The sequence below is a fragment of the Hyphomicrobium sp. genome, assembly GCF_041674905.1.
In the GTDB taxonomy this organism is placed as follows: domain Bacteria; phylum Pseudomonadota; class Alphaproteobacteria; order Rhizobiales; family Hyphomicrobiaceae; genus Hyphomicrobium_B.
Map to the genome: position 1 here is coordinate 43,620 of NZ_JBAYUV010000003.1, position 15,047 is coordinate 58,666.

At 60.6% G+C, this 15,047-nt stretch carries 12 protein-coding genes, 1 tRNA gene and 2 riboswitches; of the genes, 4 read left to right on the forward strand and 9 right to left on the reverse strand.

The window, feature by feature from the left end:
- Nucleotides 1-9: 9 nt before the first annotated feature.
- The 7 genes from dusA to WC026_RS01990 form a co-directional block, all read right to left on the reverse strand.
- Nucleotides 10-1,017 carry a tRNA dihydrouridine(20/20a) synthase DusA gene (dusA, locus tag WC026_RS01960; protein ID WP_372709123.1) on the reverse strand — a complete coding sequence of 336 codons (1,008 nt, stop codon included), beginning with the start codon at nt 1,015-1,017 and terminating at the stop codon, nt 10-12.
- A gap of 291 nt (nt 1,018-1,308) precedes the next feature.
- Nucleotides 1,309-4,158 carry an aminomethyl-transferring glycine dehydrogenase gene (gene gcvP / locus WC026_RS01965; protein WP_372709124.1) on the reverse strand — a complete coding sequence of 950 codons (2,850 nt, stop codon included), beginning with the start codon at nt 4,156-4,158 and terminating at the stop codon, nt 1,309-1,311.
- Nucleotides 4,159-4,171: 13 nt separating this feature from the next.
- A complete protein-coding gene (gcvH, locus tag WC026_RS01970; RefSeq protein ID WP_372709125.1) occupies nt 4,172-4,534 on the reverse strand; it encodes a glycine cleavage system protein GcvH in 363 nt (120 codons plus the stop codon).
- A gap of 141 nt (nt 4,535-4,675) precedes the next feature.
- Nucleotides 4,676-5,836, reverse strand: a complete 1,161-nt coding sequence (gene gcvT / locus WC026_RS01975; RefSeq protein WP_372709126.1) for a glycine cleavage system aminomethyltransferase GcvT — start codon at nt 5,834-5,836, stop codon at nt 4,676-4,678.
- Between the two features lie 45 nt (nt 5,837-5,881).
- Nucleotides 5,882-5,990: riboswitch (glycine riboswitch) on the reverse strand.
- Between the two features lies 1 nt (nt 5,991).
- Nucleotides 5,992-6,090, reverse strand: a riboswitch (glycine riboswitch).
- A gap of 82 nt (nt 6,091-6,172) precedes the next feature.
- On the reverse strand, nt 6,173-6,340 hold the full coding sequence (locus tag WC026_RS01980) for a transporter substrate-binding protein (protein WP_372709127.1): 168 nt from the start codon (nt 6,338-6,340) through the stop codon (nt 6,173-6,175).
- Between the two features lie 70 nt (nt 6,341-6,410).
- Nucleotides 6,411-7,124 carry an MOSC domain-containing protein gene (locus WC026_RS01985; protein ID WP_372709128.1) on the reverse strand — a complete coding sequence of 238 codons (714 nt, stop codon included), beginning with the start codon at nt 7,122-7,124 and terminating at the stop codon, nt 6,411-6,413.
- 85 nt (nt 7,125-7,209) lie between these two features.
- Entirely contained in the window at nt 7,210-9,033 is a 1,824-nt protein-coding gene (locus tag WC026_RS01990) for a methanol/ethanol family PQQ-dependent dehydrogenase (protein WP_372709129.1), read from the reverse strand.
- Between the two features lie 360 nt (nt 9,034-9,393).
- Between WC026_RS01990 and WC026_RS01995 the strand changes: the two genes are divergently transcribed.
- A complete protein-coding gene (locus WC026_RS01995) occupies nt 9,394-10,911 on the forward strand; it encodes a PLP-dependent aminotransferase family protein (protein WP_372709130.1) in 1,518 nt (505 codons plus the stop codon).
- Nucleotides 10,912-10,958: 47 nt separating this feature from the next.
- Here the strand turns inward: WC026_RS01995 and WC026_RS02000 are convergent, their stop codons facing one another.
- Nucleotides 10,959-11,672: a Crp/Fnr family transcriptional regulator gene (locus tag WC026_RS02000; RefSeq protein ID WP_372709131.1), complete on the reverse strand. Its 714-nt coding sequence runs from the start codon at nt 11,670-11,672 to the stop codon at nt 10,959-10,961.
- A 192-nt stretch (nt 11,673-11,864) separates the two neighbouring features.
- On the opposite strand from WC026_RS02000, the gene WC026_RS02005 reads away from it, so the two are divergent.
- The 3 genes from WC026_RS02005 to WC026_RS02015 all read left to right on the forward strand — a co-directional run bounded on the left by WC026_RS02005 (nt 11,865) and on the right by WC026_RS02015 (nt 14,877).
- Entirely contained in the window at nt 11,865-12,644 is a 780-nt protein-coding gene (locus WC026_RS02005) for a cobalamin-binding protein (RefSeq protein ID WP_372709132.1), read from the forward strand.
- A gap of 13 nt (nt 12,645-12,657) precedes the next feature.
- Entirely contained in the window at nt 12,658-13,479 is an 822-nt protein-coding gene (locus WC026_RS02010) for a cytochrome c (protein WP_372709133.1), read from the forward strand.
- A gap of 105 nt (nt 13,480-13,584) precedes the next feature.
- Entirely contained in the window at nt 13,585-14,877 is a 1,293-nt protein-coding gene (locus WC026_RS02015) for a DUF2130 domain-containing protein (RefSeq protein WP_372709134.1), read from the forward strand.
- 88 nt (nt 14,878-14,965) lie between these two features.
- Here WC026_RS02015 and WC026_RS02020 read toward each other — a convergent pair.
- A tRNA-Pro gene (locus WC026_RS02020) sits at nt 14,966-15,042 on the reverse strand.
- Between the last annotated feature and the right edge of the window lie 5 nt (nt 15,043-15,047).

A 15,047-nucleotide genomic window follows, 5' to 3' on the forward strand; every position in this document is an offset into this window, starting at 1 on the left:
CGGCAATCCTTATGCTGCCCGCGATCGGTCGCCGGGATAAGCCGAGCCATGCTCGACGACCGCAATGGCGTCGCGCAGAACGTCCGCAGTTGCTGACGCGGCGGTTGCGCCTTCGCTCAAATGGCGACGGAACGTCTTGCCACGCGGCTGTCCGTGATAGAGGCCGAGCACGTGGCGCGTGACGTTTGAAAGGCGGCCGCCGCGGCTCAGGTGCTGCTCGACATAGGGCAGCATCGCATTGAGAGCGTCGGCGCGCGTCGGGCTTTGCGCGTCCAAGCCAAAGATCAGGCGATCGACGTCGGCGAGGATCGCCGGATTTTGATAGGCGGCGCGGCCGAGCATGACGCCATCGACGTGATCGAGATGCGCGCGGGCTTCCTCAACCGTTTCGATGCCGCCGTTGATGACAATCTCGAGGTCGGGTCGCGCGGCCTTCAGGCGATAGACGCGCGCGTAATCGAGCGGCGGAACCTCTCGGTTCTCTTTTGGCGAAAGGCCCTTGAGCCACGCCTTGCGCGCATGCACGATGAACCGCGTGCATCCGGCATCGGCGACGACCTCGATGAAGCGGCGCAAGTCTTCTTCCTCGTCCTGATCGTCGATGCCGATCCGGCATTTGACGGTGACCGGCACGGGTTGGTGCGCGCGCATCTCCGAGACGCAGGACCCGACAAGCTCTGGCTCGCTCATCAGACACGCGCCGAAGCGGCCTTCCTGCACGCGATCGGACGGACAGCCGACGTTGAGATTAATTTCCTCATATCCGAGATCGGCGCCGATGCGCGCGGCCTCCCTGAGCTTCGCCGGATCGGAGCCGCCAAGCTGCAATGCGATCGGATGCTCGACGTCGGAAAAGCCGAGAAGGCGCGTGCGGTCGCCATGGATGACGGCGTCGGCGGTGACCATCTCCGTATAGAGAAGCGCATGCGTCGTCAGCTGACGGTGGAAGACCCGGCAATGGGTATCTGACCATCCCATCATGGGTGCGATACAAAACCGATGCGCCCGATGCTTCACGGATTTCGCTTTTCTCTCACTATATCCGGACAAGAACATGCACGAACTCGTTCGCATTTGTTCTTACGTCGGCTCACCTGCTCTCACCCGCCAAGTGCACGATCTGTGTGCGCCGGAATGAGCCCATCATAGTCTTATGGCTGCATTCGATAAGCTACCCTCGGGCCGTTGGCGAGTGCAAGTCGGTCGCAATGGTCAACGTGCCTCCCGAGAGCGTTGATGCGGTCCTGGCCGATATCACAAAACGACACTTGTCGGTCGCTTCGTCCCACTAGCAGACATCGGCATCCGTCATTCCGCAGCCTTCAGGTAACTTTCCATTGGCGGGCACGAACAGGCGAGATTGCGGTCACCGTAGGCGTTGTCGACGCGGTTTACCGGCGCCCAATATTTGCCAACCCGGAAGGCACCCGGCGGAAAACAAGCGACCTCCCGCGAGTAGGGCCGCTCCCAGGCGCCAACCAAATCTTCAACGGTGTGCGGCGCGTTCTTCAACGGATTGTTCTTGCGGTCGCTATGCCCCTCTTCGATGGCGCGCGCTTCCTCACGAATTGACAGCATGGCGTCGCAGAAGCGATCAAGTTCGGCCTTCGTTTCCGATTCCGTCGGCTCGATCATCAGCGTGCCGGCGACGGGCCAACTCATCGTTGGCGCATGGAAGCCGGAATCGATCAGGCGCTTGGCAATATCGTCGACCGTCACGCCTGCGCTTTCCATGAGCGGCCGCGTGTCGATGATGCACTCGTGCGCGACATAGCCGTTCCGCCCACGATAAAGGATCGGGTAGGCGTTCTCGAGCCGCTTGGCGATGTAGTTGGCATTGAGAATGGCGATGCGCGTCGCCTGCGTCAGCCCGCGCCCGCCCATGAGCAGAATGTAACTCCACGAGATCGGCAGGATCGACGCCGAGCCGTAAGGCGCTGCAGAAATTGTGAATTCGCGTCCGTCTGTTTCGGGATGGCCCGGCAAATACGGAATCAGGTGTGACTTGACGCCAATCGGACCCATGCCAGGGCCGCCGCCGCCGTGCGGGATGCAGAATGTCTTGTGCAAATTGAGGTGGCTGACGTCCGAGCCGATTTCGCCGGGTTTCGCCATGCCGACGAGCGCGTTGAGATTGGCTCCATCCATATAGACCTGTCCGCCGCACTCATGCGTGAGGTCGCAAATCTCGCGCACGGTCTCTTCGAATACGCCGTGTGTTGACGGATACGTAATCATGCACGCGGCGAGCTGGTCGCGATGTGCATGGGCCTTGGCGCGGAAATCCTCGACATCGATGTTGCCGTTCTTGTCGGTGCCGACGACGACGACGGACATGCCGCACATATGCGCCGACGCCGGGTTCGTTCCGTGCGCCGACGACGGGATCAGGCAGACGGAACGCCTCTCGTCGCCGCCGCTGCGATGATAGGCGCGGATCGCCAAGAGGCCGGCGTATTCGCCCTGCGCGCCGGAATTGGGCTGCATCGAAATCTCATCATAGCCCGTAATCGCGCATAACTTTTTCGACAGATCGTCGATGAGTTCTTTGTAGCCCACGGCCTGATCTGCCGGCACAAACGGGTGCATCTCCGCGAATTCCGGCCAAGAGATAGGTAACATCTCCGCCGTCGCATTGAGTTTCATCGTGCACGATCCAAGTGGGATCATCGAGCGATCAAGCGCCAGATCACGATCGGCGAGACGGCGCATGTAGCGCGTCATCTCGCTTTCGGCGCGGTTCATGTGGAAGATCGGATGCGTGAGGTAAGCCGACGTTCGGAGCAGGTTCTCGGGCAGGTGCGAGGGCGGATATTCTTCTTTGTATCTGAGATCGAATGCGCCGAAAGCACGCCATACCGCTTCCAGCGTATCGGGCCTTGTGCGCTCATCAACCGTGATGCCGATGCGGTCTTTGCCGACTTTACGCAAGTTGATCCCGTTATCGACCGCGTTCTTCAAGATGAGACCTTGATAGGGCCCGACATCGACGGTGATGGTGTCGAAGAAGCGCGCCGGCCGGATCTTGAATCCCAATCCGCTCAACCCGTCGGCGAGGCGGCAGGCATCGCGATGGACACGCTGAGCGATGGCCCTGAGGCCTGCGGGGCCGTGGAAGACTGCATACATCGAAGCGATGACCGCGAGTAGCACCTGCGACGTGCAAATGTTGGATGTGGCGCGTTCGCGGCGGATGTGCTGCTCGCGCGTTTGCAGCGCCAGCCGGTAGGCGCGATTGCCGCGTGCATCCACTGAAACGCCGACGAGGCGGCCGGGAAGGCTACGTTTGTATTCATCGCGCGTTGCCATGTAGGCGGCGTGCGGACCGCCGTAGCCCATCGGCACGCCGTAGCGTTGCATGGATCCAACCGCGATATCCGCGCCCATCTCGCCAGGTGGTTTCAGAAGCGTGAGCGCCAGCGGGTCTGCCGCCACGATCGCGATCGCTCCAGCTTTATGAAGCGCGTCGATCACCGGAGCGAAGTCATGACAGTCGCCACAGACGCCGGGATACTGGAAGATCGCGCCGAATACGTCCGAGGGATCGAGATCGTGGAAGGGATCGCCGACCTTCACCTGCCAGCCGAAAGGTTCGGCGCGCGTCTTGATAACGGCAATCGTCTGGGGAAGACAGTCGCGGTCGACGAAAAAGATAGACTTCTCAGACTTTGAGACACGGTGCGCCATGGCCATGGCTTCGGCTGCCGCTGTTGCCTCATCGAGCAGCGAGGCGTTTGCAATGTCGAGCGCCGTAAGGTCGGCAACGAGCGTCTGGAAGTTCAGCAAGGCTTCGAGCCGGCCCTGGCTGATTTCCGGCTGGTAAGGCGAATATGCGGTGTACCATGCCGGATTCTCAAAAATATTACGCTGGATCGCCGGTGGCATCGTCGTGCCGTGATAGCCCTGTCCAATCAATGACGTCAGCAATCGATTTTTGTTCGCCGTCTCTCTCAGCCTGTCGAGCGCGCGCCTTTCCGACAACGATTTGCCGAAGTCGATGCGCTCGGTCTGCCGGATGGATTGCGGCACTGTCGCATCGATCAAGGCGTGCAGATCGGGAGCGCCGACGACGGCCAGCATCTCGGTGATTTCTTTAGCGCTCGGACCGATATGCCGGCGGTTGGCGAAGTCATAGGGATCGTATTTGTCGGCGGACATGCGGGAATAGCCTCTATGCGGTGAGCTTGGCGTACGCGGCTTCATCGAGGAGGCCGTCGAGGTCGGCCTTGCTGGATAATCGCAGTTTGTAGAGCCAGCCGCCGCCTTGAGGGTCGGCGGAGATAACTGTCGGATCGTCAACGACGGGCTGATTGATTTCGACGACCTCGCCGTCAAGCGGCGCGAAGACGTCGGACGCGGTCTTCACCGATTCGACAACGGCCGCGGCGGCACCTTTCTTGAGCTTCGCACCGACTTTCGGCAGCTCCACGAACACGAGATCGCCGAGCTGTGTCGCTGCGTGCTGCGTTATGCCGATGATCGCTGTGTCACCTTCGACTTTGAGCCATTCATGTTCTTGGGTATATTTCAGCACGCCGCCCTCCTTGGTTGAAATTTTCCACCACCTTGATGTCTAGAGCCGTTTCGCTTTTCGTTGCATCGCGGATCGGCTCTAGGTTTTTGTTTTGTCGTGCTTCCTTATCGGAAAACCGGTTCCCACTTTTCCGGAAGCACTCTATGTCGCCCGCTTATAGGCGTGCGGCACGAAAGGCAGCGCGACGACTTTGGCGTCGAGCGGTTCGCCCCGCACCATGACGTCCACGGGTGTGTCCACGTTCGCGTAATCCGCCGAAATGTACCCGAGCGCGATGGGTCGCTTAAGCGTTGGCGAGTATCCGCCCGATGTTATGACGCCGATCTTCGACCCCGCTTTCGAGCGTATTTCTGTGCCGTCTCGAGCGGGAATTCGGCCTGTCGGCTGAAGGCCGACGCGGACGCGCTCCGGCTCGCCGGTCATTTCTCTGAGAATGCGTTCGGCACCGGGAAATCCGCCGCTCGCCCGACGGCGTTTCGGTATCGACCACGTGAGCCCGGCTTCGACCGGCGACGTCGCCTCATCCAGTTCGTGGCCATAAAGGCAGAGCCCGGCCTCTAGGCGCAAAGAATCCCTTGCGCCCAATCCACACGGGCGGACGTCTTCGCATGCCAGCAAAGTGCGCCACAACGTCAGTGCGTCGCTTGCGGCCACCGAAATTTCAAAACCGTCCTCGCCCGTGTATCCTGATCTGCTGACGAAGGCTTTACACGGGCCAACGCGAGTGCGCGTCGCCTGCATGAACGACAGTTCGCGGCTGTCAGGGCAGATCGCACCGAACACTTCAGCGCTCGCAGGCCCCTGCAATGCGAGAAGTGCGAGGTCCGATTGCGGTTCGATTCGAACGCCCTTCGGGAGATGCCGGGCGATATGCGCGCAATCGATGTCCATGCGCGAAGCATTGAGAATGAGAATGAGCCCGCCGCTTTCGTCTGAAGCTTCCGGCCGGGTCACCATCAGATCGTCGATGATGCCGCCCGCAGCATTGAGAAGTTGCGAGTAGCGCTGTCGGCCTGGTGCTAGACCAACGAGATCGGCGGGAACGAGAGCTTCAAGCGCTGTCGCAGCGGTCTCATGCTTGCAATCGTCGGCGATCACAATCGCCTGTCCCATGTGACTGATGTCGCAAAGGCTCGCATGATTCCGCGTCCATGCATGCTCCTCAAGGATGCCGGTTGGATACTGAACGGGCATCTCGTACCCGGCGAACGGCACCATGCGTGCACCACGTTCCAAATGCGCGGCGTGCAGCGGTGTCTTCTTCAAGGCCGGCCTGGAAAAATCGCTCGGGTCAGACGTCATCGGACATGCGGCTCCAAATGCGCCGGAATGGCGCGTTCAAGAGCCCCCTCTGTCCTGTGACCTGAGATCATGGACGGTGCGCCGCAATCAGGGCGTTCGTCTTACATCCTTCGGTGGGCCAAGCGCGAAATTTGCTTAGCCGCTTTCCAGAGTGCCTTTGGTATGCGGTTTGTTTGCCTGAGAGTTTCCGGGGCGGTTGCTCCTTCGGCGCCGGCGCAATTCGAAATGTGTCCGGGCTCTTCCGCATGCCATTGCTGACATGACGCCAGCTAATCGCGTTAGGTGGGAACCGTCAACACGACCAAAGTTCGGTGTGGTGGCTGTCGGGATCGATCCTTATTCGTCCACGACCTGTCTGCCGGAGAGTTCCACGAGTTCCGAAATCACGCGATTGTATTCGCGAGGGAACACGTAATTCGAGCCCACCAGAAGAAACCGGCTGCCAACCTTTTCGATGAGATATTTAGCTGGCGCGACAGTGCTTTGACTGGCGGAGGCCCCCAATTAGAACAACGGCTTAAGTACTCAAAACCCTCCTCCGTAGCAATGACGGCTCTTGCGCCCCCTCCCTGCGCTAATTTTGCGGGTTTTGGCCGAGCCGTTTGGACCAGCTCTCAACGACACGCGACTGCAGGCGGCGCCGGGCAAGGCTGCGCCACGACTCCGAGAGGAGCGAGAGCGCTGCTATTTCGCTCAGATCATCGCGTGCGAGGCTACAAGAGGCGATGACGGTGTTGAGACGCGCGATCGTCCAATCCGGATGCGGCCGCTCCACGAGTTCCATGACTGAACCGACTTCAATCGAGCCGCTCTTAATGACGCGATAGTACCAGCCCGTGCGTCCGGTTTTCTGAACCAGCCAAGCCATATCGGGCCGGTCGAATTTCAGGTTGAGTTTCCAGCATGGCTGTCTGCCCTGGCTGATCTGCAGCACGACCCCGCCAAGCCGATAGATATCTCCGACGCAGACGTTCTCCTCAGTCATCAGCGGCAAACATAGATTTTCGCCGAAGGCCGATCCCTCATCCAGGATCGAACTCATGCTTGGATATTCGCTACGCCACGTGGCGTAGCTATCGGCCGGATACTGGTGGATCGCCTTCTCGGGTCCGCCATGATTTTTCCGGTCGCCCTGATGGTCGTCGACCAGTCCATCGTTCGTGATAAGCCAAGGCCCGGCAGTTGCGCGCTTGAAAATTCCGGTCGGAGACCGCGTAGAACCGATCGCGACGATCCCGCCGACGTTCATCTCGGATACGGTCAGATGGATTTGGTTCACGGTCGTCATGGCACATTGTAACAATAAAAACCGGCACGGTGCGTGGAACCGTGCCGGCCAAAGTTCTCGCAGACCTTCACTATTGGAGGAAGCGCTAGGGCAGCGAGAAGACGGTCAGCGTGCCACCAAGGTTGGTGTACTGCTTGAGGCCGGCATAGCCGCCAACAGCACCCAGACCATCGGTTGGATTGGTCAGGCCTGCCGCCAGACCGATACCGGCCCAGCCGCCAACACCCGACATCACGCCGACGTATTGCTTGCCACCGTGCGTGTAGGTCATCGCGTTGGCGATGATGCCCGACGGGGTCTTGAACTTGAACAGCTCCTTGCCGTCCTTCTGGTCGACGGCTTTGAAGTAACCTTCGAGCGTGCCGTAGAAGACAACGCCGCCGGCCGTCGTCAGAGCGCCGGACCAGACCGAGAACTGCTCAGGCTTCGACCAGACGATCTTACCCTGTGCCGCATCCCAGGCGATGAAGTTGCCCATGCCGCCGTGGCTATCGGGAGCCGGGAACATCGAGAGCGTGGCGCCGACATAAGGCTGACCGGAGGTGTAGGAAACCTTGAACGGTTCGTAGTCCATGCACACGTGGTTCGTCGGAACATAGAACAAGCCCGTCAGCTTCGAGAACGAAGCCGGCTGCATGTCTTTCGAGCCGAGAGCCGCAGGGCAGATGCCCTTGGTGTTGAAGTCGGCGCCCTTGCCGTCATGGAAGGTCGAGTACTTGGCGACGCGGATCGGACGGCCATAGTTCGGGCTCGCCTTATCCATGTCGATGCCGGTTGCCCAGTTGGTGGCCGGATCGAACTTCTCGGCGACCAGAAGCTCGCCGTCCTTGCGGTTGAGAGTGTAAGCGAAGCCGTTGCGATCGAAGTGCACCAGCGCGGGCGTTTTCGTTCCCTTGATGTCGAGATCAACGAGAATGTTCTCGTTGACGCCGTCATAGTCCCACTCGTCGAACGGCGTCATCTGATACGCCCATCTCGCGACACCGGTGTCAGGATTGCGCGCGACGATCGACATCGTCCATTTCTGATCGATCGGTTTGCCATCCGGCCCCGAACGCTGCGAAGGGTTCCACGTCGAAGGGTTGGCCGAGCCGTAGTAGAAGAGATCGGCTTCCGGATCGTAGGACCAGCCGCCCCAGAGCGTGCCGCCACCGATCTTCCACTGATCGCCGTTCCAGGTCTTCAGCGACGAATCCTTGCCCACCGGCTTGCCGAGGGACGTCGTTTTCTCAGGATCGAACATGATTTCGTTGTCCGGCCCGATATTGTAGGCGCGCCAGACCCGCTTGCCGCTGTTCAAGTCGTAAGCCGTCACGAATCCGCGCACGCCGAACTCCGCGCCCGAGATCGCCGTGATGACTTTGTCGCGAACGATCAGCACGGTGTTGGTTGCCGTTTCGCCGCGTTTCGGGTCGCCGTTGACCGCCTTCCAGAGTTCCTTTCCGGTCTTGGCGTCGAGCGCGACGACGTTGGTATCGGCCTGCTGCAGGATGATTTTGCCGTCGGCATAGGCGAGGCCGCGGTTGACGGTATCGCAGCACATCACCGGAATGACCGACGGGTCCTGCTTGGGTTCATATTTCCAGATGATCTTCTGCTCGTCGGCGAGGTTCAGAGCGAAGACGATGTTCGGGAACGGGGTGTGAAGATACATGACGTCGCCGATCACGAGCGGGCTGCCTTCATGGCCGCGAAGAACGCCGGTCGAGAATGTCCACGCCACTTTGAGATCAGCAACGTTCGATGTGTTGATCTGATCAAGCGTCGAATAACGGGTGGCGGCGTAGTCGCCCGATTGCGAGGCCCAGAAATTCGGGTTGGCCTGGTTCTTGACCACGTCGTCGTTCGCCAAGGCTGGCGAGGCTAATGCCGCTGCCGCGACACTTGCCGCAAACATCAGTTTGCGCATTACCACTTCCTCCAATTGCCATTGTTATTCGAACCTCTTTGCTGCGAGGTTCTCACCGTCCGTCCGGCCGTTCCTTTGGTGCGATTTTTGAGAGCTCGCGCAAAAATCGACTGGATGAGCGGTGTACGGATGTTGACGTAAAGTTGATGAGCTCAGTAGTTCCGGCCCGGGATATTTTGGTAAGTCCAGCGGGAAATCGGCTAACGGCGATTGCCATTTTTTAAATCTGATATTGCGCGTCGGCTGGCGGCATTTGACCGGCCCTATGCATGATGCGGGTCATGGACCTATGCGCCCGGGCCAGGTGGCTATAGACTTCCGAAGATCGGAGCATTTTTTGTAGGTCCATCGGAGGACGATGTGCAGCTTCCGCTCGAAGTCGATCGAGATTCATCGCTCAATCTTCAAATGCAAGTCTTTGAGCAAATTCGAGGAATGATCCTCGCCGGAAAGCTTCGTGCCGGACAGCGCCTGCCCGGCAGCCGTCATCTCTGCCAGCAACTTCAGGTCTCTCGGATCACCATCACGCTGGCGCTCGCCCGCCTTGCCGACGAGGGCTATATCGAAACCGCGAGGTCGGTCGGCACGTTTGTTTCGCGGGAAATTCCCGAACAGGCCCTGCACGCCCTGCAAACGGAACTCGAACACAAGAGGCCGTCAGGATCGCCCACGCATGATCGCTCGAGGCTTCCTGAAATTCGCTCCCACACGCTCGTCAATCAACATGCACACCGAATAGCGATCGATTTCTGGGTTGGCCGGCCGGACCCGCGCTCGTTTCCTTTACGGACGTGGACGCGCCTGACCAACAAGCGGTTGTTGAGCGCAGGCTCGGCGTTGACGGAATACAGAGATCCGACCGGCGTTCCCGAACTCAGGCAAGCCATTGCCGATCATCTGCGGCCCGCTCGCGGCATCATCGCCGAGCCGGAACAGATCATCATCACGGGCGGCTGTCAGGAAGCGCTCAACCTCGTATGTCGAATGCTGATGGCGCCCGGCACACATGCGATCGTGGAATCGCCGGGGTATGCGGGCGCCTCATATCTATTCGAATCTTTCGGCGCCAACCTGCATCATATCAAGGTGGACGAAAAAGGCCTCGACGTCGCGCAGCTTCCCGACGTCACCGGCGCTGTCGTCTACGTTACGCCCTCGCATCAATATCCAATGGGCTGCACGTTGCCGTTGGATCGCAGGCTTGAGCTCCTGGCTTGGGCGGTAAAATCGAACTCCTATATCGTCGAAGACGACTACGACAGCGACTTCCGATATGTCGGCTCGCCATTGGCGGCGTTGAAAGCGCTCGATAGCGCCAACCGCGTTTTCTATGTCGGCACGTTTTCGAAATGTCTCGGAGCTGGACTTCGCCTCGGCTATGTCGTCGTGCCGCCGGAGCTGATGCCGGCCGCTCGCCGCTACAAAGCGCTCATGAACAACGGGCAGCCGTGGCTGGAGCAGGCGGTCCTCGCTGACTTCATGAACACCGGCGGCTACGCGCGCCACCTCAGAAAAATTCGCCAGCACTATCTGGGTAAGCGCGATGCGCTTCTGCAAGCGCTGGATCGCAACTTCGGCCAAGGGACGACCATCGGAGCCGAAGCCGGAATGCACATGGTGTGGCGGACCCCCAACCATTTGCCCCCAGCGCCGGAGATCGTTTCGCGCGCCTTGAACTGCGGTGTCGGCGTTTACGATCTGTCGCCGCGCTCGGCCGTGATTGCCTGCGCGGCGCCGGATCTCGACCGTTATCTCATGTTTGGATATTCATCGCTGTCGGAAAAACAGATCGCGATGGGGATCGAGCGGCTCGCCGACGAGCTGCGAAGCGATCGCCGCTCGGTCGACGCGCAAGAGCCGTCGGTTTGCCGTGCTTAATTCAGATTGCTTCCGCGCGCGTCAGAGAATGCCGGCGACGTTATCGGTCAGCCGCTGCTTGCCGCTTCAAGGCGCGCGGCATCGAGGACGGCGACAGTCCGCAATCCTTGCAGCGCAATGATCTTCTCGCTCTTGAGGCGCGAAACTTGACGGCTGACCGTCTCGATCGTCAGCCCGAGAAAATCGGCGATCTCGGTGCGCGTGATGGGAAGCTCGAATTTCTCCGGACGCCCATCGCTCACTTGACCGTTGATGCCATTCATCTTCTTTGAGACCATGAGGATGAAGCTCGCGACCTTTTCCTCGGCGCTTTTCCGGCCGAGCAGCAACATCCACTCGCGAGCGGCATCGAGCTCGTCTAGCGTATTTTCAAACAGTCGCCGCTCGAAGCCCGGAAACTCGCGAACCAGTTGCTCGAACTGCCGCCGGTCGTAGATGCAAAGGTGCACATCGCTAACGGCCGTCGCCTCGTACACGCTGCGGTCGCGGAACGGCCGGCCGAGAAAATCGGATGCGAATTGCAGACCGACGATCTGCTGACGCCCGTCGGAGAGCGTCTTCGTCAGTTTGACGACCCCGGAGACGATGCTGGCAAACGAGACGACCCGGTCCTGGTCGCCGACGATCGCCTGCCCCGGCGGTATCGTCCGGTGCCGCGCAATCGCGTTCAGCCGCTCAACCTCTCTCTGGCTGAGCGCACCGCAAACGGCCCGATGGCGGACCGTGCAGGCGTCGCAGCGGATGGGTTGCTGTTGCGTCACGTGGTTCTCGTCCAAGACACCGCTAAAAGTACACTCTATCGGTACTGTATTTGCCCTGCCAATGCCGTGCGGCGTAGGTGCAAGGCCGTGCGACCAAGACGCCCGCCGAGGCCCTCCCGCCAGGGGTAAAATGGGCCTGACGGGGACGCGGGACGGGTACAGCGCCGCCACCATATCTGTTAATGTCTGAACATGCGCGATTTTCCTGCCCGCCGGCTCGTCTGCCTGACCGAAGAGACTGTCGAGACGCTCTATCTCCTCGGCGAATCGGATCGCATCGTGGGGGTGTCGGGATATGCCGTCCGCCCGCCGCGGGTGCGCCATGAAAAGCCGCGCGTCTCGGCCTTCACGTCGGCCGATATCCCGAAAATCGCGGCGCTCGAGCCCGACCTTGTCCTCGCCTTCTCCGATATTCAGGCCGATATCGCGGGTGACCTGGCTCGCGCGGGCCTTGCCGTCCACGTCTTCAACCAGCGCGACCTGGCCGGCATTTTTGCCATGATCCGCACCGTCGGCGCGCTCATCGGCTGTCCGGACAAAGCCGACGATCTGGCGCACACCCTCGAAGACCGCGTGCGGTCTGTCGCCGCCGAAACGCGCTTCCGGACACAGCGGCCGCGTGTCTATTTCGAGGAGTGGGACGATCCGATGATTTCCGGAATCTGCTGGGTCTCGGAGCTGATCGAGGTCGCGGGCGGCGACGACATCTTCGCGGAAAAGCGGTCGGCGGCCGCTGCCAAGGACCGCATCGTGTCCGCCGACGATGTTCTGTCGCGCACCCCGGACGTGATTCTGGCCTCCTGGTGCGGCAAGAAAGTCCGGCGGGACAAGATTTCGACGCGTCAGGGCTGGCACGACATCCCCGCCGTCGCCAATGACCGCATTCACGAGATCAAATCACCGCTTATTCTGCAACCTGGTCCGGCGGCTCTGACCGACGGGCTGGACGCCATCCGCGAAGCCCTTCTTTGAACCGCGAGACCTCATGCTGATCAGATCCCTGGCGCTTTTCGTCATCACCGTGCTGAACATCGCGCCGCTTGCAGCGAAAGAGAACATCCTCGCGTTCTCGTTCGGCAAGGGCGTGCTCAGTCTCAGCGCGCACGAGCTGCTCATCAGACCCGACGCGCAAACGATCACGATCCCGGCCGACGTCTCATACCGCCGCGCCATGACGTATCGCGCGGTGCCGCTGATCGGTCTGATCGGAGATGTGGGAAAACTTGGTTTCCACACCATCGAAGCGCGGGCCAAGGACGGCTTCGTTTCACAGATCCCGGTTTCGCTGGTGATGCAGGGCGCGTCAGGCGGCTCCGTCGCCTGGATCGCGATCGAAGAGCCGAAGGCGCCGTGGCCGAACCTGCCCGGCAAGCAAGCGAGCGCCGGACCGTTCTATCTCGTCTGGCAGAATCCGGAACGCTCCGCCGTCGGCAACGAGCAGTGGCCGTATGCGCTCGCCGCGTTGACCGGCGTCGAAGACCCGGTCAGCCGCTGGGGGCAGCTTGGCATCGATCCGGCTCTGCCCGGCGATGCCAAGGAGCGCGTCGGACAAGCGTCCTTCATCAAGAATTGCATTCCCTGTCATCGCCTGAACGGTGCCGGGGAAAGCGACACCGGGCCGGACCTCGGCAGGCCGATGAACGTGACGACGTACATGACGTCCGCCGGAATTCATGCCCTGATCCGAGACCCGAAATCCGTGCGCACGTGGCCCGGCCAGCAGATGATGGGATTTGGCGCCGACAAAATTCCGGATGCCGAGATCGACGCGCTGATCGCCTTTCTGGCGTACACGGCGAAGCGCTGAGCGTCGGGCCATCCGTGTCTCTATTCGAGGCAAATGCCGTCTTGCGTGATTTTGCCGTTCGAATCGAAGCAATACGATCCGTAAGCCTGCCGTGAGGGGAAAAGAATGAGCGATCCGACCATTACCTGCCCGAACTGCAGCACCGAGATCAAGCTCAACGAATCTCTCGCCGGTCCGCTGATCGCGGCGACACGCCAGCGGTATGAGAAAATCATTGCCGACAAAGAACAGGCGATCGGGGCGCGCGAGGCCACGCTTCGCGATCGCCAGGCGGAAATAGAACGTCAGAAGGCGTCGATCGAAGAGCAGATCAGGGCACGTCTGCAAACCGAACGCGAAACCATCGCCGCCGAGGAAGCGCAGAAGGCCAAGCTTCGCACGGCGGGCGATCTCGATCGCAAGGCGAAGGAGATCAGCGAGCTTCAAGACGTTCTGAAAGACCGCGACGTCAAACTTGAGGAAGCGCAGAAGGCGCAAGCCGATCTGCTCCGCAAGCAGCGGGACCTGGACGATGCGCGCCGCGAACTCGATCTGACGGTCGAGAAAAAAGTGCAGGCGTCCCTCGTCGCAGTTCGTGACAAGGCAAAGCTCGATGCCGAAGACGGTCTGAAGCTGCGCATGGCTGAAAAAGAACAGCAGATGGACGGCATGCGCAAACAGATCGAGGATCTGAAGCGCCGCGCCGAGCAAGGCTCGCAGCAATTGCAGGGTGAAGTGCTGGAGCTGGAGCTTGAATCGCTGCTACGCTCGCGCTTTCCGAGAGACACGATCGAGCCGGTGCCGAAGGGCGAATTCGGCGGCGATGTCCTGCATCGCGTCATCGGTTCGCAGAACCAGACCTGCGGCACCATTCTCTGGGAATTGAAGCGCACCAAGAATTTTAGCGATGGTTGGCTCGCGAAGCTCCGCGAGGATCAGCGCGCGGCAAAAGCCGAGGTCGCCCTGCTGATCACCAGCGCGCTCCCGAAAGGCGTCGTCGCATTCGATTTGATCGACGGCGTTTGGGTTGCCGAGACGCGTTGCGCGATGGCCGTCGCCGTCGCGCTGCGCCAGTCGCTGATCGAGCTTGCGATGGCGCGCGATTCCGGCGACGGCCAGAAAACGAAGGTCGAGCTGGTCTACCAGTATCTGACCGGCCCACGCTTTCGCCAGCGCGTCGAAGCCATCGTCGAGAAAATCTCCGACATGCAGGCCGATCTCGAACGCGAGCGCAAAGCGATGACGCGGCTCTGGGCCAAGCGCGAAGCTCAGATCAGGGGCGTCATTGAATCGACCGTCGGCATGTATGGCGACCTGCAGGGCATCGCCGGACGCAGTCTGCAAGAGATCGAGGGGCTCGATCTGGACTTGCTCGGCGGCCCGGATGAGGTTTCATCCGACGACGCGAGCGAGCTGTGATCGCGCGCCATTCCAGCGAGACACGGTGCTTCTGGGGCGATGTCTTTGGCCGCGTTGTATCGGGGAAACGCCAAGTTATTGAAAAGACTGGTCGGAGCGAGAGGATTCGAACCTCCGACCCCTTGCTCCCGAAGCAAGTGCGCTACCAGGCTGCGCTACGCTCCGCCCGA